Source organism: Citrobacter sp. LJND-P06, assembly GCF_058188415.1.
In genome coordinates this window covers 81722-103591 of the sequence record NZ_CP187317.1, presented here as the reverse complement: position 1 = coordinate 103591, position 21870 = coordinate 81722, and the positions used below count along the sequence as shown (strand labels likewise).

Below are 21870 nucleotides of genomic sequence, written 5' to 3'. Positions count from 1 at the left end.
GCGCAGACCTACTGATTTTCGTCCTGCTTTGGCCTGTATATCTGTCGATAATATTCCAGCCGCTGCAGATACATCTCCACATTCGCTTGCGGTACCTCAGTAGGGACAACATTCCGCGGTGGTGTTTTATTCAGATATTCCCGGAAAGCCTGACTTGAAGCCATAAAATCTACAGTCTTATCAATAAGAACTGAAGCATTCTCACCGATTTTTCCCATGATAAACCCTCCATGAATTCTCCGCGTTTCAAAGACGCGATTGCCTATTGCAGTTTAGGATCAGATTAATAATGACATTGAGGAAAACGTGCTTAATCGTAAACCGATTAATTAATCTTTACATCCTCCCCTTTTAATCTAAAAATCTTATTTAATCAGTCTGCTACGCAAAATAATTAGCATCATAATACTTACCATGTTTCATTATTTTTATCCCATTAGTTGTGAATAATACCGCTCTGCGGGCATACTATAAGATATTCATCCTATTTCCATCAGAAGCTATCCCATGAAAGAAATTGAAAAAAACGAAATTAAACGCCTCAGCGATCGCCTGGATGCCATCCGCCACCAGCAGGCCGATCTCTCCCTGGTCGAGGGCGCCGAGAAGTACGCTGAACTGGAACAAGAAAAAACAACTCTGGAAGCTGAAATTGCGCGTTTGCGCGACGTTCACAGCCAAAAGCTGAGTAAAGAAGCACAGAAATTGATGAACCTGCCGTTTCGTCGTGCGATTACCAAAAAAGAACAAGCTGACATGGGCAAGCTGAAGAAAAGCGTCCGTGGTCTGGTGGTCGTACACCCGATGACAGCGTTAGGTCGCGAAATGGACCTGCAAGAGATGACCGGTTTCGCGAAGACCGAATTCTGATCTTCAGCCGGGTAACTGCCATGCTTACCCGGCCCCTTCGATTGGCCCTACCAATTCTTACCTAATCCGCCCAGTGGTTCACACTTCCCTAAATTTTCATTACACTACCGTTGCCAATAAATAACATTTAGTTAACTATTTGTTGTCATTACCCCTACATAACAATATTGGCAGGGCCACTTTTACACAGAATGTGACCAACAGATGAGCACAGACTCATTGCATTGTGTGCGTGGCCCTCAGGAGACCTGCAATGAATCTCTGGCAACAAAACTACGATCCGGCCGGGAATATCTGGCTTTCCAGTCTGATAGCATCGCTACCCATTCTGTTCTTTTTCTTCGCTCTGATTAAGCTCAAGCTGAAAGGCTATGTTGCCGCCTCGTGGACGGTGGTTATAGCGCTAACCGTGGCGCTGCTGTTCTACAAAATGCCTGTCGATCATGCGCTGGCCTCTGTGGTATACGGCTTCTTCTACGGTCTGTGGCCGATTGCCTGGATAATTATTGCCGCGGTGTTCGTCTATAAAATCTCGGTGAAAACAGGCCAATTCGACATCATCCGATCATCGATATTGTCGATCTCCCCTGACCAGCGTTTGCAGATGCTGATTGTCGGGTTCTGCTTCGGCGCATTCCTTGAGGGAGCGGCAGGTTTTGGCGCTCCGGTAGCGATTACCGCCGCGCTGCTTGTCGGCCTGGGTTTTAATCCGCTGTACGCAGCGGGACTGTGCCTGATAGTGAACACCGCGCCTGTGGCGTTTGGCGCGATGGGTATCCCTATTCTGGTTGCCGGTCAGGTCACCGGGCTGGACAGCTTCGAAATAGGCCAGATGGTGGGGCGTCAGCTACCGTTTCTGACAATTATCGTGCTGTTCTGGATCATGGCGATTATGGACGGCTGGCGCGGCGTGAAGGAAACCTGGCCAGCGGTCATGGTGGCTGGCGGTTCGTTTGCCATCGCCCAGTATCTGAGCTCTAACTTTATTGGACCGGAGCTGCCTGACATCATCTCGTCACTGGTTTCTCTGGTGTGCCTGACCCTGTTCCTGAAACGCTGGCAGCCGGTACGCATCTTCCGCTTTGGCGATATGGGCGCGTCACAGGTCGATCAGACCCTGGCCCGTACAAACTACACCGCGGGTCAGGTTGTTCGCGCCTGGTCACCGTTCCTGTTCCTGACCGCAACCGTGACGCTGTGGAGTATCCCACCGTTTAAGGCGCTGTTTGCGCCGGGTGGCGCGATGTACCACTGGGTGATTAACATTCCGGTTCCGTATCTCGACAAACTGGTCGCCCGTATGCCGCCGGTGGTACACGAAGCCACCGCCTACGCTGCGGTCTACAAGTTCGACTGGTTCTCGGCCACCGGTACCGCCATTCTGTTTGCCGCATTGCTGTCAGTGGTCTGGCTGAAAATGAAACCGTCTGCCGCCCTCCAGACTTTCGGCAGTACCCTGAAAGATCTGGCGCTGCCGATTTACTCCATCGGGATGGTGCTGGCCTTCGCCTTTATCTCGAACTATTCCGGCCTTTCCTCGACGCTGGCATTGGCACTGGCGCACACGGGCAGCGCTTTTACCTTCTTCTCACCGTTCCTGGGTTGGCTGGGGGTATTCCTGACCGGGTCAGATACCTCTTCGAACGCGTTGTTTGCCGCGCTCCAGGCGACTGCCGCTCAGCAAATCGGCGTCTCTGACGTGTTGATGGTGGCCGCCAATACCACCGGTGGCGTTACCGGCAAGATGATCTCGCCGCAGTCCATCGCCATCGCCTGTGCGGCGGTCGGACTGGTCGGCAAAGAGTCGGATCTGTTCCGTTTTACCGTTAAACACAGCCTGATTTTCACCTGTATGGTGGGCGTGATCACCACGCTTCAGGCCTATGTCCTGACCTGGATGATTCCATGATTGTGATGCCCAGACGCCTGTCGGACGAGGTCGCTTCTCGTGTGCGGGCGCTGATTGAAGAACAACAGCTGGAAGCGGGCATGAAATTGCCCGCTGAGCGCCAGTTGGCCGTACAGCTTGGCGTGTCGCGCAATTCCTTGCGCGAGGCGCTGGCAAAACTGGTGAGCGAGGGCGTGCTGCTAAGCCGCCGCGGCGGTGGGACATTTGTCCGCTGGCAGCATGAAACCTGGTCTGAACAAAATATCGTTCAGCCGCTGAAGACCCTGATGGCAGACGACCCGGATTACAGTTTTGATATCCTGGAAGCCCGCCACGCTATCGAAGCCAGTACCGCCTGGCACGCCGCGATGCGCGCCACGGAGATCGATAAAGAAAAAATTAAGCTCTGCTTTGAAGCCACGCTGAGTGAAGACCCGGATATCGCCTCACAGGCGGATGTTCGCTTTCATCTCGCCATTGCCGAAGCGTCGCACAATGTGGTGCTGCTGCAGACCATGCGCGGTTTCTTCGACGTACTGCACTCTTCGGTCAAACAGAGCCGCCAGCGTATGTATCTGGTTCCACCAGTCTTTGCCCGTCTGACAGAACAGCATCAGGCCATTCTCGACGCCATTGTGGCAGGCGACGCGGAAGGCGCACGTCAGGCGATGATGGCCCACTTAGGTTTTGTCCACACCACGATTAAACGATTTGATGAAGACCAAGCCCGCCAGGCACGAATCACCCGCCTGCCCGGAGACCATAATGATATTTCCAGGGAGAACAAAGCATGATTATCTCAGCAGCCAGCGATTATCGCGCCGCAGCCCAGCGCATTCTGCCCCCTTTCTTGTTCCACTATATTGACGGCGGTGCCTACGCAGAACACACCCTGCGCCGCAACGTGGAAGATTTGTCTGAGGTGGCACTTCGCCAGCGTGTCCTGAAAAACATGTCTGACTTAAGCCTGGAAACCACGCTGTTTAATGAAAAGCTGTCGATGCCGGTTGCCTTAGCCCCGGTCGGGTTGTGTGGTATGTACGCCCGTCGTGGCGAAGTGCAGGCCGCCGCCGCCGCTGACGCCCACGGCATTCCGTTTACGCTTTCCACCGTTTCCGTCTGCCCGATTGAAGAAGTGGCGCCGACCATCAAACGCCCGATGTGGTTCCAGCTTTACGTGCTACGTGACCGCGGCTTTATGCGCAACGCGCTGGAACGCGCGAAAGCAGCAGGTTGCTCAACCCTCGTCTTTACCGTTGATATGCCAACGCCGGGGGCGCGCTACCGTGATGCTCATTCAGGCATGAGCGGCCCAAATGCCGCGCTGCGCCGCTACTGGCAGGCAGTGACCCACCCACAATGGGCGTGGGACGTCGGTCTGAACGGTCGCCCACACGATTTAGGCAACATTTCCACCTATCTGGGTAAACCGACCGGACTGGAAGATTACATTGGCTGGCTGGCGAACAACTTCGATCCCTCTATCTCCTGGAAAGACCTCGAGTGGATCCGTGAGTTCTGGGACGGCCCGATGGTGATCAAAGGGATCCTTGATCCTGAAGATGCCCGCGACGCGGTGCGCTTCGGTGCCGATGGTATCGTGGTATCTAACCACGGCGGTCGTCAGCTCGATGGCGTGCTCTCCTCCGCACGCGCCCTGCCCGCCATTGCCGATGCCGTTAAAGGCGATATCGCTATTCTGGCCGACAGCGGTATCCGTAACGGTCTTGACGTCGTACGTATGGTCGCTCTGGGGGCTGATACCGTGCTGCTGGGACGTGCGTACCTATACGCGCTGGCCACGGCAGGACAAGCGGGGGTGGCCAACTTACTGAATCTGATCGAAAAAGAGATGAAAGTGGCAATGACGCTGACCGGCGCGAAAACGATTAGCGACATCAGCCGCGATTCTCTGGTGCAGGAGCTCGGAAAAACCCTGCCTGCCACGCTGACGTCACTGACCCGTGGTGACGCTGCGTAACTCAGTCCCCTCTTAACATCCTCTGTTTCCGAATGGCCGGTCTGATTTTCAGTCTGGCCATTTTTAATTCAAAAATAACGATTAGTTAACATTTACATCAAATTAATTTGACAATTTTTTGCGCGATCGCAAATGTATATACAAGCAAATACAAGAGCAATTCACACACATCCAACATCACAACGGGCGAGGGTTACATGGTGTATTCCGGCAAAGTGAATATCCAGCAGGCAATAGATGACACTCCTTTTTCGCGCTTTCACTGGGTGATTATCGTATTGGGGTTTCTGGTTCTGGCCATCGACGGATTCGATACGGCGGCGATGGGCTATATTGCGCCCACGCTCTCTGCCGACTGGGGGATTCAGAAGCAGGATCTCGGGCCGGTATTAAGCGCTGCACTGCTGGGGCTGTCACTCGGGGCGCTGGTTGCCGGGCCGATGTCAGATCGCATGGGGCGTAAGCGCGTGCTGGTCTTTTCCTGTCTGTTTTTCGGCCTTGCCAGTCTGGGCACCGCGTATGCGCAATCGCTGAATATGCTCACGCTCTGGCGGTTCCTCACCGGGCTCGGACTGGGTGCCGCGATGCCCAACGCCATTACGTTAGTATCTGAATTTGCGCCAAAGCGTTGCCGTTCGATGACGATTAACGCGATGTACTGCGGTTTTCCTCTCGGCGCGGCGGGCGGCGGGGCGATATCTTCCTGGCTTATCCCCCACTACGGCTGGCACAGTGTGCTGCTGGCGGGTGCTATCGCCCCGTTGGTCTTAACCGTATTACTGGTGCTATTCCTGCCGGAGTCGGTCAAATACCTGGTGCATCGTGGTAAAGACATCGCGCAAATCAGACGTGTCGCCCAGCGTTTCATCACGGGCAATCTTGAGCAGGTCACCCAGTTTTATCTGGATGAAGAACGCACCGCAGACAAAAAAGGCAGCGTGGCGCAACTGTTCAGTATGCCCTGGTTACCCGGCACGTTGATGCTCTGGACGACCTACTTTATGGGGCTGGTTATCTATTACGTGCTCTTGAGCTGGATGCCGACGCTGATGCTGGGAATGGGCTACCCGCTTGCAGAATCGGCGTGGCTCACCTCGCTGTTCACCTTCGGCGGCACCGCAGGGATCCTGCTGGCAGGCTGGATGATGGACCGCTGGGAAGCGCACAAAGTGGTCACCACCGGTTTTATCCTGACCATGCTGTTCGCCCTTGCGCTCGGGTTTGAAAACAACCATATCATCCTGTTTGGCGCGCTGATCTTCCTGATGGGGATCACCATGAACGGCGCGCAATCCGGCCTACAGACGCTGGCAGCAACGTTCTATCCTACCCACTGTCGCGCAACGGGTATCGCCTGGATGCAGGGCGTCGGACGCTTTGGCGGCGTGGCAGGCACCATGACCAGCGCGCAGTTGCTCTCTCTGCAATGGCAGGCCGACAGTATTCTGATGTTTCTCAGCCTGCCGGCGCTCGTGGCCGCCGCCGCCACACTTTATAAGCTGCAACGCTACAAGCTACAACGCCTGACCGTCGCATAATACGGGTGATTTCTGCTATTCTGCCCCCCGCACTCAAGGGGGCAGTATGCTAAACATCGTTCTATTCGAACCAGAAATCCCGCCAAATACCGGCAACATCATTCGTCTTTGCGCCAATACCGGCTTTCGTCTGCACATTATTGAACCGATGGGGTTCACCTGGGACGACAAGCGCTTGCGCCGCGCAGGGCTGGATTATCATGAGTTCACCGCAGTAAAGCGCCACCACGATTACGACGCTTTTGTGGCGGAGGAAAATCCCCAGCGTCTGTTTGCACTGACCACCAAAGGGACACCAGCACACAGCGCAGTCAGCTATCAGGATGGCGACTATCTGATGTTTGGGCCGGAAACCCGAGGTCTGCCAGCCAGTATTCTTGATGCCCTACCCGCTGAACAAAAAATTCGCATTCCAATGATGCCGGACAGCCGCAGTATGAACCTGTCAAATGCCGTGTCAGTGGTGGTGTATGAAGCGTGGAGACAGCTGGGATATCCCGGCGCGGTATTGCGGAGCTGATTTTTGTCGGATGGCGGCTGACGCCTTATCCGACCTACTAACGCATTTGCTATGTATTTTTCGGGCGTTATCGGCGCCGTCAGTCGGATGGCGCTGCGCTTACCCGACCGGTGAACGCATTTGCTATGTATTTTTCGGGCGTTATCGGCGCAGTCAGTCGGGTGGCGCTGCGCTTACCCGACCGGTGAACTTGTAGGCCCGGTAAGCGTATCGCCACCGGGCGTGAAATCAGATACCGTCGCCGAACTCAAACGTATGATGTATCCCGTTGAAATGCTGATCCATATCCATGGACGGCTTATCGCTGTCAGGTTTACCGACAATACGTGCCGGAACGCCCGCGGCGGTGGTGTGCGGCGGAACAGGCTGCAATACGACGGAACCTGCGCCAATCTTCGCGCCGCGCCCGACTTCAATATTGCCGAGGATTTTCGCCCCTGCGCCAATCATCACGCCTTCACGAATTTTCGGATGGCGGTCGCCGCCCGATTTACCAGTTCCGCCCAGCGTAACGGATTGCAGGATGGAAACATCGTTTTCAATGACGGCTGTTTCACCCACCACTATCCCGGTGGCGTGATCGAGCATAATCCCACGGCCAATTTTGGCCGCCGGGTGAATATCAACCTGGAAGCTCACTGATACCTGATTTTGCAGGAAAATCGCCAGCGCCCGGCGACCTTCATTCCACAGCCAGTGACCAATACGGTACGCCTGCAGGGCATGAAAACCCTTCAGGTACAAAAGCGGGGTTGAGTATTTATCGACTGCCGGGTCGCGCGTGCGCACCGCCTGAATATCGCACGCCGCCGAAGCGATCATTTCCGGGTCTGCCGCGTAGGCTTCTTCCACCACTTCACGTATGGCTATCGCGGGCATGATGGGCGAAGCCAGTTTATTCGCCAGCATATAACTGAGCGCACTGCCCAGATTTTCATGCTTGAGTAGCGTGGCGTGGTAAAAACTGGCCAGCATCGGCTCACAGTCCGCAAGTTGACGGGCTTCGGCTTTAATATTGTTCCAGACGATATCCAGTTCTTCACACGGCATTGCAGACTCCAGGTATTGAGGCTAACGACCGGCTCGTTCTTCGCGGGCCGGGTCATTTTGTGATGACAGATCCTTGCGGCTAGTGGCGGCTCAGCTCATCCTTGCGTGCACGACCTAATAACGTCAATGCTGCCTCGCGCGCGTTTTTTCCGCAATACAATACTTGATAAATTTCCTCGGTTATTGGCATTTCGACACCAAAACGGTGCGCCAATTCACGAACTTCTTTCGTATTGCGATAGCCTTCAACCACCTGACCAATCTTGTCCTGCGCACCCTGAACATCCATGCCCTGTCCGAGCATCATGCCAAAGCGGCGGTTACGCGACTGGTTGTCAGTACAGGTCAGAACCAGATCGCCTAACCCAGCCATCCCCATAAAGGTGGTCGGATCGGCGCCCAGAGCTGCCCCCAAACGTGACATTTCGGTCAGCCCACGGGTGATAAGCGCTGTACGCGCATTGGCGCCAAAACCGATACCGTCGGACATTCCCGCGCCAATCGCAATCACGTTTTTCACCGCGCCGCCCAACTGTACGCCAATGAAATCCGGGTTGTTGTAGACACGGAAACTTTTACCGCAGTGCAGCAATTGCTGCAGGTCGTCAGCAAACGTGTCATCCGTTGAGGCCAGGGAAATCGCCGTCGGTAAACCTGCGGCCAGCTCTTTGGCAAACGTTGGGCCAGAGATAACCGCAAGCGGAATTTCCGGCCCTAACGCTTCGCGCGCGACATCCTGCAACAGGCGTCCCGTCTCCGCTTCCAGACCTTTTGTCGCCCATACCAGGCGCGCATCCGGGCGCATCAACGGTTTTACCTGACGCAGAACTTCACCAAAGACATGGCTCGGCACCACGACCAGAATATTACGGCTGGCCGCCAGCGCAGTGGCTAAGTCACTTTCCAGGCGCAGCGAGTCAGGAAAAGGCACATCAGGGAGGAACGCGACATTACAGCGATCGTGTTCAAGGGTCGCGATATGTTTAGGATCATGGCCCCACAGGACAACCTGGTGGCCATTTCTTGCCAGCGTGATGGCAAGAGCGGTGCCGTACGAGCCGGCACCGATCACAGTCATTGAAGCATTACTTTGGTTCATCAGGCATCCTGATGTTCTTCAGTACCTTCGCCAGCCTGCTGCTGTAAATAGTTCATGAACAGCGCATCAAAGTTGACCGGCGCAAGGTTCAGTTGCGGGAATGTACCGCGGGAAACCAGGCTGGTGATGCATTCGCGGGCATACGGGAACAGAATGTTCGGGCAGTATGCACCCAGGCAATGCGCCATTTGAGTCCCTTCAATACCACTGATGGAGAAAATACCGCCCTGCTGAACTTCACACAGGAACGCCGTTTCTTCACCCAGGGAAGCCGTTACGGTGACACGCAGCACAACTTCATACACGTCATCTGCCAGTTGGGTTGATGCCGTATCAAGATCAAGTTTAACCTCTGGCTGCCAATCTTTCTGGAAAACATGCGGCGCATTTGGCGCTTCGAAAGAGACATCCTTGGTATAAATACGTTGGATCTGGAAAGCCATTTCAGTGTTGTTTTGTTCTGACATGTTTAGAAAACCCTTTAATGTTGTCCTTTAATACTGTCTTGATGCAATGTTAACGACGTGCGTTAGCTCAGCAGGGGATCCAGTCCACCACGCGCATCCAACGCATACAAGTCGTCACACCCACCGATATGCTGCGCATCAATAAAAATCTGCGGAACCGTCGTACGACCACTACGCTTGATCATCTCTTCACGCTTAACAGCATCGCCATCAATTGGAAGTTCCTGGAAACTCACACCCTTACTGCTCAGCAGCGCTTTTGCACGATGGCAAAACGGGCAGGTCGCTTTGGTGTAGATTTCAATATTGGCCATGACTTTGCTCCTGTTTACCTACAGCTTACTTACCGCGTACCAGAGGCAGGTTTTCACCACTCCAGCCTGCAACACCTTCTTTCAGCACAAATACTTTCTCAAAACCGGCTTTAATCAGCGCGGTTGCAGAGTCCTGGCACTGCATGCCAGAGCCATCCACCACGATAACCGGTTTGTCTTTGTGCTTCTCAAGCTCGCCGACGTTGTTGGCTTTAATTTCGCTCGGCAGCAGGTTAGTGGAGCCCGCGATATGGCCTTTGCGGAAGTCGTCGCGCTGACGTAAATCCACAACAACGGCATCTTCTTTATTGATAAGACGTGTCGCTTCGCCGCGTGTAATCACCTTCACTTTCGAGGTCAGGCCTTTGAACGTGGTGAATAATACCGCCACCAGTAACGCAATCCAGGCGATACTTAGAACAGGATGGCGGCCAACAAATTGCATAATTTCTTGCATGGGGGGTAACAACTCCCGACTCAGTGATTAAAAAAACCAGGGAAGAAGTATACCTGCGCGTTGTCGCAAATACAGCCAGAGCGTGCAATGGATTGCATTTTTGCGGGGTGCTACGGAAAAAAAACCGTAAATCCGCGCCATCCTCAGACCGCTCTACTTCATTCTTTGATCTTCTGAGGCTATTTTATCGATTCAGCTGTAGTAAAATTACGCAATTATTTTTGTCTCTTGAGTATGAGGTTGTCGCAATGTCGGTTTCTAAAAAACCTATGGTACTGGTGATCCTGGATGGCTATGGCTATCGCGAAGACAGCCAGGATAACGCCATTTTTAATGCCAAAACCCCAGTAATGGATGCTCTGTGGGCAAAACGTCCGCATACCCTGATCGATGCTTCCGGTCTGGAAGTGGGTCTGCCTGACCGTCAGATGGGTAACTCTGAAGTGGGCCACGTCAACCTGGGCGCAGGCCGCATCGTGTATCAGGATCTGACTCGCCTGGACGTTGAAATTAAAGAACGCACTTTCTTTGCGAACCCAACGCTGACCGCTGCCGTTGATCAGGCGAAAAACACCGGTAAAGCCGTACACATCATGGGTCTGCTGTCTGCGGGCGGCGTACACAGCCACGAAGATCACATCCTGGCGATGGTGGAAATGGCCGCCGAGCGCGGCGCAGAGAAAATCTACCTGCACGCCTTCCTCGATGGTCGTGATACTCCGCCACGCAGCGCTGAATCCTCGCTGAAAAAATTCGAAGACAAATTTGCCGCACTGGGCAAAGGGCGCGTAGCGTCTATCATCGGTCGTTACTATGCAATGGACCGTGACAACCGTTGGGATCGCGTTGAACAAGCGTATGACCTGATGACGCTGGCACAGGGCGAATTCCAGACCGACACCGCTGTTGCAGGCCTGCAGGCCGCCTATGCGCGTGACGAAAACGACGAATTCGTCAAAGCCACCGTGATTCGTGCAGAAGGCCAGCCCGACGCAGCGATGGAAGATGGCGATACGCTGATTTTCATGAACTTCCGTGCTGACCGTGCCCGCGAAATTACCCGCGCATTTGTTAACGCTGACTTCGACGGCTTCGCCCGTAAGAAAGTGGTCAATCTGAACTTCGTGATGCTGACCGAATATGCGGCCGACATCAAAACCGCAGTGGCTTACCCGCCCGCATCGCTGGCGAACACCCTCGGCGAGTGGATGGCGAAGAACGACAAAACTCAGTTGCGTATCTCTGAAACCGAGAAGTATGCACACGTGACCTTCTTCTTCAACGGCGGCGTTGAAGAGCCGTTCAAAGGCGAAGATCGCATTCTGATCAACTCGCCGAAAGTGGCGACCTACGACCTGCAGCCAGAAATGAGCTCCGCTGAGCTGACCGAAAAACTGGTTGCCGCCATCGAGAGCGGTAAATACGACACCATCATCTGTAACTATCCGAACGGCGATATGGTGGGTCACACCGGTGTGATGGACGCGGCGGTTAAAGCGGTTGAAGCGCTGGATCACTGCGTTGAGCAAGTGACCAAAGCCGTTGAGTCCGTTGGCGGCCAGTTGCTGATCACCGCTGACCACGGCAACGCTGAACAAATGCGCGATCCGGCGACGGGTCAGGCGCATACCGCGCACACCAACCTGCCTGTTCCGCTGATTTATGTCGGTGCTAAAAACGTGAAAGCGATAGAAGGCGGTAAACTTTCCGATATCGCGCCGACCATGCTGACGCTGATGGGTATGGAAATCCCGCAAGAGATGACTGGTAAGCCGCTGTTCATCGTGGAATAATCCCTCCCCATGAGGGGAAAGGCGTTTAATTCCATTACATGGGCCGTGAAACCGCAAAGGTTTTCAGTCAGGCCCCTGATCTACGCCAGCGTGATTAGCGCTGGCGTATTGTTGTGCGCCTTTTCCGCACACGCGGATGAGCGTGACCAACTCAAATCCATTCAGGCAGACATCGCCGCGAAAGAACGCGCCGTGCGTCAGCAGCAGCAGCAGCGTTCAAGCCTGCTTGCGCAGTTAAAAGCCCAGGAAGAAGCCATTTCTGCCGCCGCCCGTCAACTGCGTGAAACCCAGAATACCCTCGCCCAGTTGAATAAACAGATCGCCGAGATGAATGCGTCCATTGCCAAACTGGAGAAACAAAAAGCCAGTCAGGAACGCAGCCTCGCCGCGCAGCTTGATGCCGCATTTCGCCAGGGCGAGCATACCGGAATTCAGTTGATTCTCAGCGGCGAAGAGAGCCAGCGTGGACAGCGTCTGCAAGCCTACTTTGGTTATTTGAACCAGGCGCGTCAGGAAACCATCGCTGAACTGAAACAAACCCGCGAAGAAGTGACCTCGCAAAAGGCCGAGCTGGAAGAGAAGCAAAGCCAGCAGCAGACGTTGCTGTACGAACAGCGCGCTCAACAGGCCAAACTGGAACAGGCGCGCAGCGAGCGCCAAAAAACGCTCTCCGGGCTGGAATCATCGATTCAGCAAGGCCAACAGCAGTTGAGCGAAATGCGCGCTAACGAATCCCGCCTGCGCAACAGCCTTGCACGGGCAGAAGCCGCAGCAAAAGCGCGGGCTGAACGTGAAGCCAACGAGGCGCAAGCCGTGCGTAATCGCCAACAGGAAGCGACTCGCAAAGGCACAACCTATAAACCTACCGAAAGCGAAAAATCACTGATTTCACGTACCGGCGGTCTGGGTGCGCCTCGCGGCCAGGCATTCTGGCCAGTACGCGGTCCAACGTTGCATCGTTATGGCGAACAACTGCAGGGTGAGCTACGGTGGAAGGGGATGGTTATCGGTGCGTCTGAAGGCACCGAAGTGAAAGCCATTTCGGATGGCCGGGTCATTCTGGCGGACTGGCTACAGGGTTACGGTCTGGTTGTTGTTGTAGAACACGGCAAAGGCGACATGAGCCTTTACGGTTACAATCAGAGTGCGCTGGTCAGTGTTGGTACACAAGTGCGCGCGGGTCAGCCTATTGCGCTGGTTGGCAGCAGCGGTGGTCAGGGTCGACCAGCGCTCTATTTCGAAATTCGTCGCCAGGGTCAGGCCGTCAATCCACAGCCGTGGTTGGGAAGATAAGTTTTGCCTCAGTTTCGCCGTATCATGCTCTCACTGGTCAGCCTGCTGGCGTTCGCAACTCCTGTTTTTGCTGGCAAACTTGCCATCGTCATCGATGATTTCGGCTACCGCCCGCATAATGAAAATCAGGTGCTGGCGATGCCTTCCAATATCTCTGTCGCCGTGCTGCCCAATGCGCCGCATGCGCGTGAAATGGCAACCAAAGCGCACAATAGCGGCCACGAAGTTCTGATCCATCTGCCAATGGCGCCATTGAGCAAGCAGCCGCTGGAGAAAGACACCCTGCGCCCGGAGATGAGCAGCGCCGACATTGAGCGGATTATTCGCGACGCCGTCAACAGCGTGCCGTATGCCGTCGGACTTAACAACCATATGGGCAGTGCGATGACCTCCAGTCTGTTTGGTATGCAAAAAGTGATGCAGGCGCTGGAGCGTTACGATCTCTACTTCCTCGACAGCATGACTATCGGCAACAGCCAGGCAATGCGGGCCGCATCCGGAACGGGCGTGAAAGTGATTAAACGTAAAGTGTTCCTTGATGACTCGCAAAACGAAGCGGACATCCGCCATCAGTTTAATCGGGCTATTGAGTTAGCTCGCCGTAATGGTTCCGCCATTGCTATCGGGCACCCTCACCCATCAACGGTGCGTGTGTTGCAACAGATGGTCTATAACCTACCGGCCGACATCACGCTGGTGCGCCCAAGTACTTTGCTCAACGAACCTCAGGTGGATACTTCCACACCGAACCTGACGCCGCCGGGCAACAGCGAACCCAACGCGCCGCGCAACCCGTTCCGTGGTGTGAATCTGTGTAAACCGAAGCAACCGTTAGCACCGGTCTATGCCGACCAGTTCTTTAACGTATTGAGTGAAAGTATTCGCCAGAGCACCGTTGTCACCTACTTCCAGCATCAGTGGCAAGGTTGGGGGAAAACATCCTCATCCAACGGAATTAACGCTAACGCAAATTAAGCGCTTTACGCGCGCAGCGACAAATTTTTAGGACAACGCCTTCGTAGCGTTCAGATGTTCTTCAGAAAAAAGGGCTGGATAACCAGCCCTTTTACTATTAATCCCAGCTCAGGATCACTTTCCCTGACTGGCCCGAGCGCATTGCATCGAAGCCTTTCTGGAACTCATCAATTGAGAAGTGATGGGTGATGATCGGAGTCAAATCCAGGCCAGACTGGATCAGCGCGGCCATCTTGTACCAGGTTTCAAACATTTCACGACCATAAATGCCTTTGATAAACAGGCCTTTAAAGATAACCTTAGTCCAGTCGATCGACATGTCTGAAGGTGGTATCCCCAGCATGGCAATACGACCACCGTGGTTCATGGTATCCAGCATGGCACGGAACGCTGGCGGTGCACCGGACATTTCCAGACCCACGTCAAACCCTTCGGTCATTCCGAGTCTGGCCATCACATCAGGCAGGTTCTCTTTCGAGACGTTTACTGCATGTGTAATGCCCATCTTACGTGCCAGTTCCAGACGGTATTCATTGACGTCAGTGATGACTACGTGGCGCGCACCCACATGTTTTGCCACTGCCGCCGCCATAATACCGATCGGGCCCGCGCCTGATACCAGCACATCTTCGCCCACCAGATCGAACGACAACGCCGTGTGTACCGCATTGCCGAACGGGTCAAAGATAGAGGCTAAATCGTCGGAGATGTTGTCCGGGATTTTAAAGGCGTTAAACGCAGGAATAACCAGATACTCAGCAAAACAGCCAGGGCGGTTAACACCCACACCGGTCGTATTACGACACAGATGAGTGCGTCCGCCACGACAGTTACGACAGTGCCCACAGGTGATGTGACCTTCACCGGAAACGCGGTCACCCACTTTAAACCCTTTGACTTCCTGGCCGATACCGACCACTTCGCCAACGTATTCGTGCCCAACAACCATAGGTACCGGGATCGTTTTTTGCGACCATTCGTCCCAGTTATAGATGTGAACGTCGGTCCCGCAGATGGCTGTTTTACGGATTTTAATTAGCAGATCGTTATGTCCGAGTTCCGGTTCAGGAACGTCGGTCATCCAGATGCCCTCTTCCGCTTTCAGTTTGGATAACGCTTTCATCTCACATCCTCAGGCGATTACGCCCAGTTGTTTACCAATACGCGTGAACGCCGCAACGGCACGCGTAATTTGCTCAGGCGTATGCGCCGCAGACATCTGGGTACGAATACGCGCCTGACCTTTTGGCACCACCGGATAGAAGAACCCGGTGACATAGATACCCTCTTTTTGCAGTTCGCGAGCAAATTCTTGTGCAACCACCGCATCTCCCAGCATGACCGGGATAATGGCATGGTCAGCGCCCGCAAGCGTAAAGCCTGCAGCAGACATCTGCTCACGGAACTGACGGGCATTCGCCCACAGACGGCCACGCAGTTCGCTGCCCGCGTCCACCATCTCCAGCACTTTAATGGAGGCGGCAACAATCGCCGGAGCTAATGAGTTGGAGAATAAGTACGGGCGAGAACGCTGACGCAACCACTCCACCACCTCTTTACGCGCTGCCGTATAACCACCGGATGCGCCACCCAGAGCTTTACCTAACGTACCGGTAATGATGTCTACACGGCCCATCACATCGCAGTATTCATGAGAGCCACGACCGTTTTCACCCACAAAACCAACAGCATGAGAGTCATCGACCATCACCAGCGCATCGTATTTATCCGCCAGGTCGCATACCCCTTTCAGGTTGGCAATCACGCCGTCCATGGAGAAGACACCGTCGGTCGCGATCAACACATGGCGGGCACCGGCTTCACGCGCTTCTTTCAGACGTGTTTCCAGCTCCTGCATATCATTGTTGGCGTAGCGAAAACGCTTCGCTTTGCACAGACGTACACCATCAATAATAGAGGCATGGTTCAACGCATCGGAAATAATCGCATCTTCTGCGCCCAACAACGTTTCGAACAGACCGCCGTTGGCATCAAAGCAAGAGGAATACAGAATGGCATCTTCCATCCCCAGGAACGCTGCCAGTTTTTGCTCCAGCTGTTTATGGCTGTCCTGGGTACCGCAGATAAAGCGCACCGAGGCCATGCCGAAGCCGTGAGAATCCATGCCGGCTTTCGCCGCTGCAATCAATTCCGGATGATTCGCCAGCCCCAGATAGTTGTTGGCGCAAAAGTTGATGACGTGGCTTCCATCTGCCACGGTGATGTCCGCCTGCTGCGCAGACGTGATAATGCGCTCTTCTTTAAACAATCCTTCCACTCGAGCGGTTTCCAGATCGTTGTTCAACTGCTTATAAAAATCCCCACGCATTGCGATTCTCCAGACTGGGCAAATTTCAGCACATATTACCCAAACCTATACGTTGATACGAGATGACGCGTTATCACTTCTTTAAAATGCAGCATAAATCACGCGTATCCACATGGCTTATCGGTGAATGGCTGAAGCCAAGGGCTTGTGATGGTATGATTACAGATATTCGTGTCTGAGATTGTCTCTGACTCCATAATTCGAAGGTTACAGTTATGATCATCGTTACCGGCGGCGCGGGCTTTATCGGCAGCAACATCGTTAAATCCCTGAATGATAAAGGCATCACCGATATCCTGGTGGTGGACAACCTGAAAGACGGCACCAAGTTTGTGAACCTGGTGGATCTGGACATTGCTGACTACATGGATAAGGAAGATTTCCTGATCCAGATTATGGCAGGGGAAGAGCTCGGCGATATCGAAGCAATTTTCCATGAAGGCGCATGCTCCTCCACGACAGAGTGGGATGGCAAGTATATGATGGACAACAACTATCAATACTCCAAAGAGCTGCTGCATTACTGCCTGGAGCGCGAAATTCCGTTCCTGTACGCCTCTTCCGCAGCAACCTACGGCGGCCGCACATCCGATTTTATTGAATCTCGTGAATACGAGAAACCACTAAATGTTTATGGGTATTCCAAATTCCTGTTCGATGAATACGTGCGCCAGATCCTTCCAGAAGCCAACTCACAGATTGTAGGCTTCCGCTACTTTAACGTTTACGGACCGCGTGAAGGCCACAAAGGCAGCATGGCGAGTGTCGCATTCCACCTGAATACCCAGCTCAATAACGGTGAAACACCAAAACTGTTTGAAGGCAGCGAAAACTTCAAGCGTGATTTCGTCTATGTTGGCGATGTGGCTGCCGTGAATTTGTGGTTCCTCGAAAATGGTGTTTCCGGCATCTTTAACCTGGGAACAGGCCGTGCGGAATCCTTCCAGGCCGTAGCGGATGCCGCTCTCGCTTACCATAAAAAAGGCGACATCGAATACATTCCGTTCCCGGAAAAACTGAAAGGCCGCTATCAGGCGTTTACACAGGCTGATCTGACCAACCTGCGCGCAGCTGGCTACGACAAGCCGTTCAAGACCGTTGCCGAAGGCGTAACGGAATATATGGCCTGGCTGAACCGCGACGCGTAAGTATGAAAATTTTGGTGGTAGGCCCGTCATGGGTGGGCGACATGATGATGTCGCAAAGTCTCTATCGCACGCTCAAGGCGCGCTATCCCCAGGCGATAATCGACGTGATGGCTCCTGCGTGGTGCCGTCCGTTGTTATCGCGGATGCCAGAAGTCAATGAAGCAATCCCGATGCCGTTGGGTCATGGCGCTCTGGAACTGGGCGAGAGGCGCAAACTTGGACATGGTTTGCGTGAAAAACGTTACGATCGGGCTTACGTGCTGCCAAACTCGTTTAAATCGGCGCTCGTCCCCTTCTTTGCCGGCATTCCTCATCGTACGGGCTGGCGCGGCGAAATGCGCTATGGCCTGCTTAACGATGCGCGCGTGCTCGACAAAGCAGCCTGGCCATTGATGGTCGAGCGCTATGTCGCGCTGGCCTACGACAAAGGCGTGATGCAGACGGCAAAAGACTTGCCACAACCTTTACTCTGGCCGCAATTGCAGGTGAGTGAAGGTGAAAAATCACTCACCTGCAGCGAATTCGCACTTTCAACGGAACGTCCGATAATCGGCTTTTGCCCTGGCGCTGAATTTGGTCCGGCAAAACGCTGGCCGCACTATCACTACGCGGAACTGGCTAAACAGCTCATTGATGAAGGTTATCAAATTGTCCTGTTTGGCTCGGCGAAAGATCATGAGTCCGGAAACGAGATTTTGGCGGCGCTGAACACCGAACAACAGGCATGGTGCCGTAATCTGGCTGGCGAAACACAGCTAGAACAGGCTGTCATCCTCCTCGCAGCGTGTCAGGCCGTCGTTACCAACGATTCTGGCTTGATGCATGTGGCAGCTGCGCTGAACCGTCCGCTGGTCGCACTTTATGGCCCAAGCAGCCCGGATTTCACACCGCCACTGTCGCAGAAAGCGCGCGTGATCCGCCTGATTACAGGTTATCACCGGGTGCGAAAAGGAGATGCGGCAGAAGGGTATCACCAGAGCCTGATAGACATTACGCCAGAGCGTGTCCTGGAAGAACTCAACAGTCTGTTGTTGCAAGAGGAAGCCTGACGAATGCGGGTTCTGATCGTCAAAACATCATCAATGGGTGATGTGTTACATACGCTTCCTGCGCTCACGGATGCACAGCAGGCCATTCCGGGCATTCGCTTTGACTGGGTGGTGGAAGAGGGGTTTGCACAAATTCCGTCATGGCATGCTGCGGTTGATCGGGTGATCCCGGTGGCGATTCGCCGCTGGCGAAAAGCCTGGTTTTCTGCTGCCATTAAAGCTGAACGCAAAACCTTTCAGGCGGCAGTACAGGCACAACATTATGATGCCATTATTGATGCGCAGGGGCTGGTGAAAAGCGCGGCATTGGTCACTCGTCTGGCGCGTGGCGTCAAGCATGGCATGGACTGGCAAACAGCCCGCGAGCCGCTGGCCAGCCTGTTTTACAACTGTCGCCATCATATTGCTAAACAGCAGCATGCGGTAGAGCGCACCCGCGAACTGTTCGCCAAAAGTCTGGGTTACAACAAACCGCAGACTCAGGGCGATTACGCCATAGCGCAGCATTTTTTGATCAATATGAATACCGATGCGGGCCAGTATGCTGTATTTTTACATGCCACCACCAGAGATGATAAACATTGGCCGGAGGCAAACTGGCGGGAATTAATTGGTCTACTAAGCCAGTCTGGGGTACGCATTAAATTGCCGTGGGGAGCCGCTCATGAAGAGGCCCGGGCGAAGAGACTGGCAGAAGGATTTGATTACGTAGATGTTTTACCACGTATGAGTCTGGAAGACGTCGCGCGCGTATTGGCAGGGGCAACGTTTGTTGTGTCGGTTGATACAGGGCTGAGTCACCTGACTGCCGCGCTAGACCGTCCGAATGTAACGCTATACGGCCCAACGGACCCTGGGTTGATTGGTGGCTATGGAAGAAACCAGGTAGAATGCCGTGCTCCAGGGAATAATTTAAAATTACTAAAGCCAGAAACCGTTTTCGGTAATTTACAGATTTTTGAGTAATATGAGTGGGTTTAAACCCACTCATCCCTCGTTCTTTCATTTTATTTCTTCTTTCTTACTCAGTAATGAAACCGAAAGAAACAAGCACACAATCCATGCTGCAGGTATAGGTTTAGCATGCGTTACTACGTCGCTGAAACCGAATAAAATAATTGTCGCAGGGAAAATAAGTAGCAAATATTTTTTTTCGAAGATACAGTAATAAATCAATACTGAATAGAAAAAAAATAAAAAAATAACACCAAACACACCTTTAGTTGATAGTGCTTCTACAACCTCATTGTGCATGTGAACATCCAGAAATTCCGTCGCGCCTTTATAGATGCTATCTTGCTTACTTAGAGCTGTAATATTAATTGCTCGTTGTTCAAGTGACTGCCACTCAAGTCCAGGAGGTGCACTTTTAATACCTGCCTGAATCATAGAAAAACGGGCACCTACTGATGATACACTATTGTTTTTAGTTGTGTATGAAATTATATCTCCCTTAAATTCGTCAATGCGTCTTTCGATTTCTTTACTAAATAGTAATCCACACCCGAGTAATAATACCAATATCCCACTAATGCCCTTAGCCAGAAAAATTTTCTGTTCCCGGTGTTGAATGAATAACATCAAAACGGTTATAAATGGATAAGTAATGATTGCAGCTCGTGTCCCGGTCATCACTAATGCAGCAAAACTTAACCCAAAGTTGGCATAAAAGAGGAGCCATTTATACTTTGAGTTTAGCTTCAAAAACACAATTGACGCGTACAAAGCGCTGAACGTAATAATATAAGCTGCAATTGTGGCAGCCCCCATCTGACCAATATTTCCACTCATTGCCGACAAAGGAATCCTATCGGCATTTAATATAACCCCTTGATAATAAACTCTCGAAAAAATTATCGATTGTGTTAATGTAGCAGCAACAATATGAAATTTAATATTAGACCTAAGGTTGCTTTTATTTGATAATAAAAAAGTAAAGGAACTCAATAAAAACATTTTCCCAGCTTCCAGGTATCCCCTGTAGCCGTTTTTATAAATCACTTCACTCGTTTTATATAACTCATACCAAATTAAATCGATTGCACCCAACAAAAATAAGCCTGCAGCAAAATAAATTACACCTCTATCATATTGGTTCTTTTTTTGTAAAAGCAAACAGACAAAAGATACTATACCTGTCAATACTATGATTTTATTTGTGATATGAAGATTAATAGGGATAAATACGACCCCGACCAAATACAACAAAAAAATAAAATCACAAATAATATATTGGTTTTTTTTAAAGGATAGCTTCACGATAAATCGCTCGTATCTAATAATATAAAAAAGGTTACTTGAAAAAAGAGAAAAATGTAACCTTTGCCCAAGAACGAAGAAATTTCATTCTTTTCTGTAAATTACTACGTGGCTGTTTTTGTTCTGACCTTAACATTCTCTCATTTTCGAGATGGCTATTAAATTCATTCAAAACAGGATGCAATATAATTTCATCAAGATAAAAATCTTTAATGATATTTTTCTGATGCATGAGTTTCCAGCTATCTGCTCGATACGTACCGTATACATTGGTTAAGTCAATTAACTGACGAGCCATAATATTATTCATCAGATAGCAACAAGTTCTGCGAATTTTTTTTTGATTAAAATTTACACGATGGAAATTACAGCCAGCCACTTTTTGGGTACTAAAAAGGCTAACGCCTAATACAGGATAATCATGTAGACCTTTCTGACCACCAAGTAAATAAAGATTTTCTTTACTTAATTTTTTGTTTTCTTGTTCATTAAATAATGTTAAAAAAGTTTTGAACCGATGATCGACTATAACATCATCTTCTAAAATTATAGCCCAGTCAATGTTGTTTGAAAGCATGTCCTGATAAACAAACTGATGGCTCAACGTACATGCTATTTCACCATCAGTCATTTCGTGGCCAACTCCTTTTTCTCTCATACTTCCAATCAGGTCAGCATTACGAGAATCCTTTGCATCTATAGCATCAAAAAATCTAAATTCAATATCTAGTTCAGAAAAATCTTTTAGAATTTTATTTCTTCTTTCGCTATCTCTTTTCAGAGAGACAACATAGACGGGAACTTTCATCAATGAACCTTAAGGTAATTACGTTAATAACA

22 protein-coding genes are annotated in these 21870 nt (G+C 51.9%); 12 read left to right on the top strand and 10 right to left on the bottom strand.

The window, feature by feature from the left end; genetic code table 11:
* Positions 1-8: 8 nt before the first annotated feature.
* Positions 9-218 carry a hypothetical protein gene (locus ACO7SM_RS00500; protein WP_490469281.1) on the bottom strand — a complete coding sequence of 70 codons (210 nt, stop codon included), beginning with the start codon at positions 216-218 and terminating at the stop codon, positions 9-11.
* A gap of 289 nt (positions 219-507) precedes the next feature.
* Here ACO7SM_RS00500 and ACO7SM_RS00495 point away from each other — a divergent pair, with 289 nt between their 5' ends.
* From ACO7SM_RS00495 to trmL, 6 genes are all read left to right on the top strand, one after another.
* A complete protein-coding gene (locus tag ACO7SM_RS00495) occupies positions 508-870 on the top strand; it encodes a YibL family ribosome-associated protein (RefSeq protein WP_203359596.1) in 363 nt (120 codons plus the stop codon).
* A gap of 253 nt (positions 871-1123) precedes the next feature.
* Entirely contained in the window at positions 1124-2779 is a 1656-nt protein-coding gene (gene lldP / locus ACO7SM_RS00490; RefSeq protein WP_490469280.1) for an L-lactate permease, read from the top strand.
* Positions 2776-3552: a transcriptional regulator LldR gene (lldR, locus tag ACO7SM_RS00485; protein ID WP_490469279.1), complete on the top strand. Its 777-nt coding sequence runs from the start codon at positions 2776-2778 to the stop codon at positions 3550-3552. The genes lldP and lldR overlap by 4 nt, the downstream gene beginning before the upstream one ends.
* Positions 3549-4739, top strand: coding sequence for an FMN-dependent L-lactate dehydrogenase LldD (gene lldD / locus ACO7SM_RS00480; RefSeq protein WP_490469278.1), 1191 nt, complete (start codon positions 3549-3551; stop codon positions 4737-4739). Before lldR ends, lldD begins: the two co-directional genes overlap by 4 nt.
* A gap of 197 nt (positions 4740-4936) precedes the next feature.
* Positions 4937-6277, top strand: a complete 1341-nt coding sequence (locus ACO7SM_RS00475) for an MFS transporter (RefSeq protein ID WP_490469277.1) — start codon at positions 4937-4939, stop codon at positions 6275-6277.
* A 46-nt stretch (positions 6278-6323) separates the two neighbouring features.
* Complete coding sequence (gene trmL, locus ACO7SM_RS00470) at positions 6324-6797, top strand: tRNA (uridine(34)/cytosine(34)/5-carboxymethylaminomethyluridine(34)-2'-O)-methyltransferase TrmL (RefSeq protein ID WP_490469276.1); 474 nt, start codon at positions 6324-6326, stop codon at positions 6795-6797.
* 228 nt (positions 6798-7025) lie between these two features.
* Here trmL and cysE read toward each other — a convergent pair whose 3' ends face one another.
* The 5 genes from cysE to ACO7SM_RS00445 form a co-directional block, all read right to left on the bottom strand.
* Positions 7026-7847: a serine O-acetyltransferase gene (gene cysE / locus ACO7SM_RS00465; RefSeq protein ID WP_192614113.1), complete on the bottom strand. Its 822-nt coding sequence runs from the start codon at positions 7845-7847 to the stop codon at positions 7026-7028.
* 79 nt (positions 7848-7926) lie between these two features.
* A complete protein-coding gene (gene gpsA, locus ACO7SM_RS00460) occupies positions 7927-8946 on the bottom strand; it encodes an NAD(P)H-dependent glycerol-3-phosphate dehydrogenase (RefSeq protein WP_490469275.1) in 1020 nt (339 codons plus the stop codon).
* Entirely contained in the window at positions 8946-9413 is a 468-nt protein-coding gene (gene secB / locus ACO7SM_RS00455; protein WP_003024155.1) for a protein-export chaperone SecB, read from the bottom strand. Before secB ends, gpsA begins: the two co-directional genes overlap by 1 nt.
* A gap of 62 nt (positions 9414-9475) precedes the next feature.
* Complete coding sequence (grxC, locus tag ACO7SM_RS00450) at positions 9476-9727, bottom strand: glutaredoxin 3 (RefSeq protein WP_152400605.1); 252 nt, start codon at positions 9725-9727, stop codon at positions 9476-9478.
* A gap of 25 nt (positions 9728-9752) precedes the next feature.
* Positions 9753-10184 (bottom strand): rhodanese-like domain-containing protein, encoded by a 432-nt coding sequence (locus ACO7SM_RS00445; RefSeq protein WP_203359590.1) that lies wholly within the window; start codon positions 10182-10184, stop codon positions 9753-9755.
* 248 nt (positions 10185-10432) lie between these two features.
* On the opposite strand from ACO7SM_RS00445, the gene gpmM reads away from it, so the two are divergent.
* The 3 genes from gpmM to ACO7SM_RS00430 are packed head-to-tail and all read left to right on the top strand — an operon-like array spanning position 10433 to position 14245.
* A complete protein-coding gene (gene gpmM, locus ACO7SM_RS00440) occupies positions 10433-11977 on the top strand; it encodes a 2,3-bisphosphoglycerate-independent phosphoglycerate mutase (RefSeq protein WP_490469274.1) in 1545 nt (514 codons plus the stop codon).
* A gap of 33 nt (positions 11978-12010) precedes the next feature.
* A complete protein-coding gene (gene envC, locus ACO7SM_RS00435) occupies positions 12011-13270 on the top strand; it encodes a murein hydrolase activator EnvC (RefSeq protein ID WP_490471005.1) in 1260 nt (419 codons plus the stop codon).
* 24 nt (positions 13271-13294) lie between these two features.
* Entirely contained in the window at positions 13295-14245 is a 951-nt protein-coding gene (locus tag ACO7SM_RS00430) for a divergent polysaccharide deacetylase family protein (RefSeq protein WP_490471004.1), read from the top strand.
* 97 nt (positions 14246-14342) lie between these two features.
* Here the strand turns inward: ACO7SM_RS00430 and tdh are convergent, their stop codons facing one another.
* Both tdh and kbl read right to left on the bottom strand, forming a co-directional pair.
* On the bottom strand, positions 14343-15368 hold the full coding sequence (tdh, locus tag ACO7SM_RS00425; protein WP_192614107.1) for an L-threonine 3-dehydrogenase: 1026 nt from the start codon (positions 15366-15368) through the stop codon (positions 14343-14345).
* Between the two features lie 9 nt (positions 15369-15377).
* Positions 15378-16574: a glycine C-acetyltransferase gene (gene kbl / locus ACO7SM_RS00420; protein WP_490469273.1), complete on the bottom strand. Its 1197-nt coding sequence runs from the start codon at positions 16572-16574 to the stop codon at positions 15378-15380.
* 215 nt (positions 16575-16789) lie between these two features.
* On the opposite strand from kbl, the gene rfaD reads away from it, so the two are divergent.
* From rfaD to rfaC, 3 genes are read left to right on the top strand one after another with little or no spacing between them, the layout of a single operon-like run.
* A complete protein-coding gene (gene rfaD, locus ACO7SM_RS00415; protein WP_192614104.1) occupies positions 16790-17722 on the top strand; it encodes an ADP-glyceromanno-heptose 6-epimerase in 933 nt (310 codons plus the stop codon).
* Between the two features lie 2 nt (positions 17723-17724).
* Positions 17725-18771 carry an ADP-heptose--LPS heptosyltransferase RfaF gene (gene rfaF / locus ACO7SM_RS00410; protein ID WP_490469272.1) on the top strand — a complete coding sequence of 349 codons (1047 nt, stop codon included), beginning with the start codon at positions 17725-17727 and terminating at the stop codon, positions 18769-18771.
* Between the two features lie 3 nt (positions 18772-18774).
* Positions 18775-19737 (top strand): lipopolysaccharide heptosyltransferase RfaC, encoded by a 963-nt coding sequence (rfaC, locus tag ACO7SM_RS00405; RefSeq protein ID WP_490469271.1) that lies wholly within the window; start codon positions 18775-18777, stop codon positions 19735-19737.
* A 36-nt stretch (positions 19738-19773) separates the two neighbouring features.
* Here the strand turns inward: rfaC and ACO7SM_RS00400 are convergent, their stop codons facing one another.
* Complete coding sequence (locus tag ACO7SM_RS00400; RefSeq protein ID WP_490469270.1) at positions 19774-21030, bottom strand: O-antigen ligase family protein; 1257 nt, start codon at positions 21028-21030, stop codon at positions 19774-19776.
* A gap of 34 nt (positions 21031-21064) precedes the next feature.
* Positions 21065-21838 carry a glycosyltransferase family 25 protein gene (locus ACO7SM_RS00395; RefSeq protein ID WP_490469269.1) on the bottom strand — a complete coding sequence of 258 codons (774 nt, stop codon included), beginning with the start codon at positions 21836-21838 and terminating at the stop codon, positions 21065-21067.
* Positions 21839-21870 lie beyond the last annotated feature (32 nt).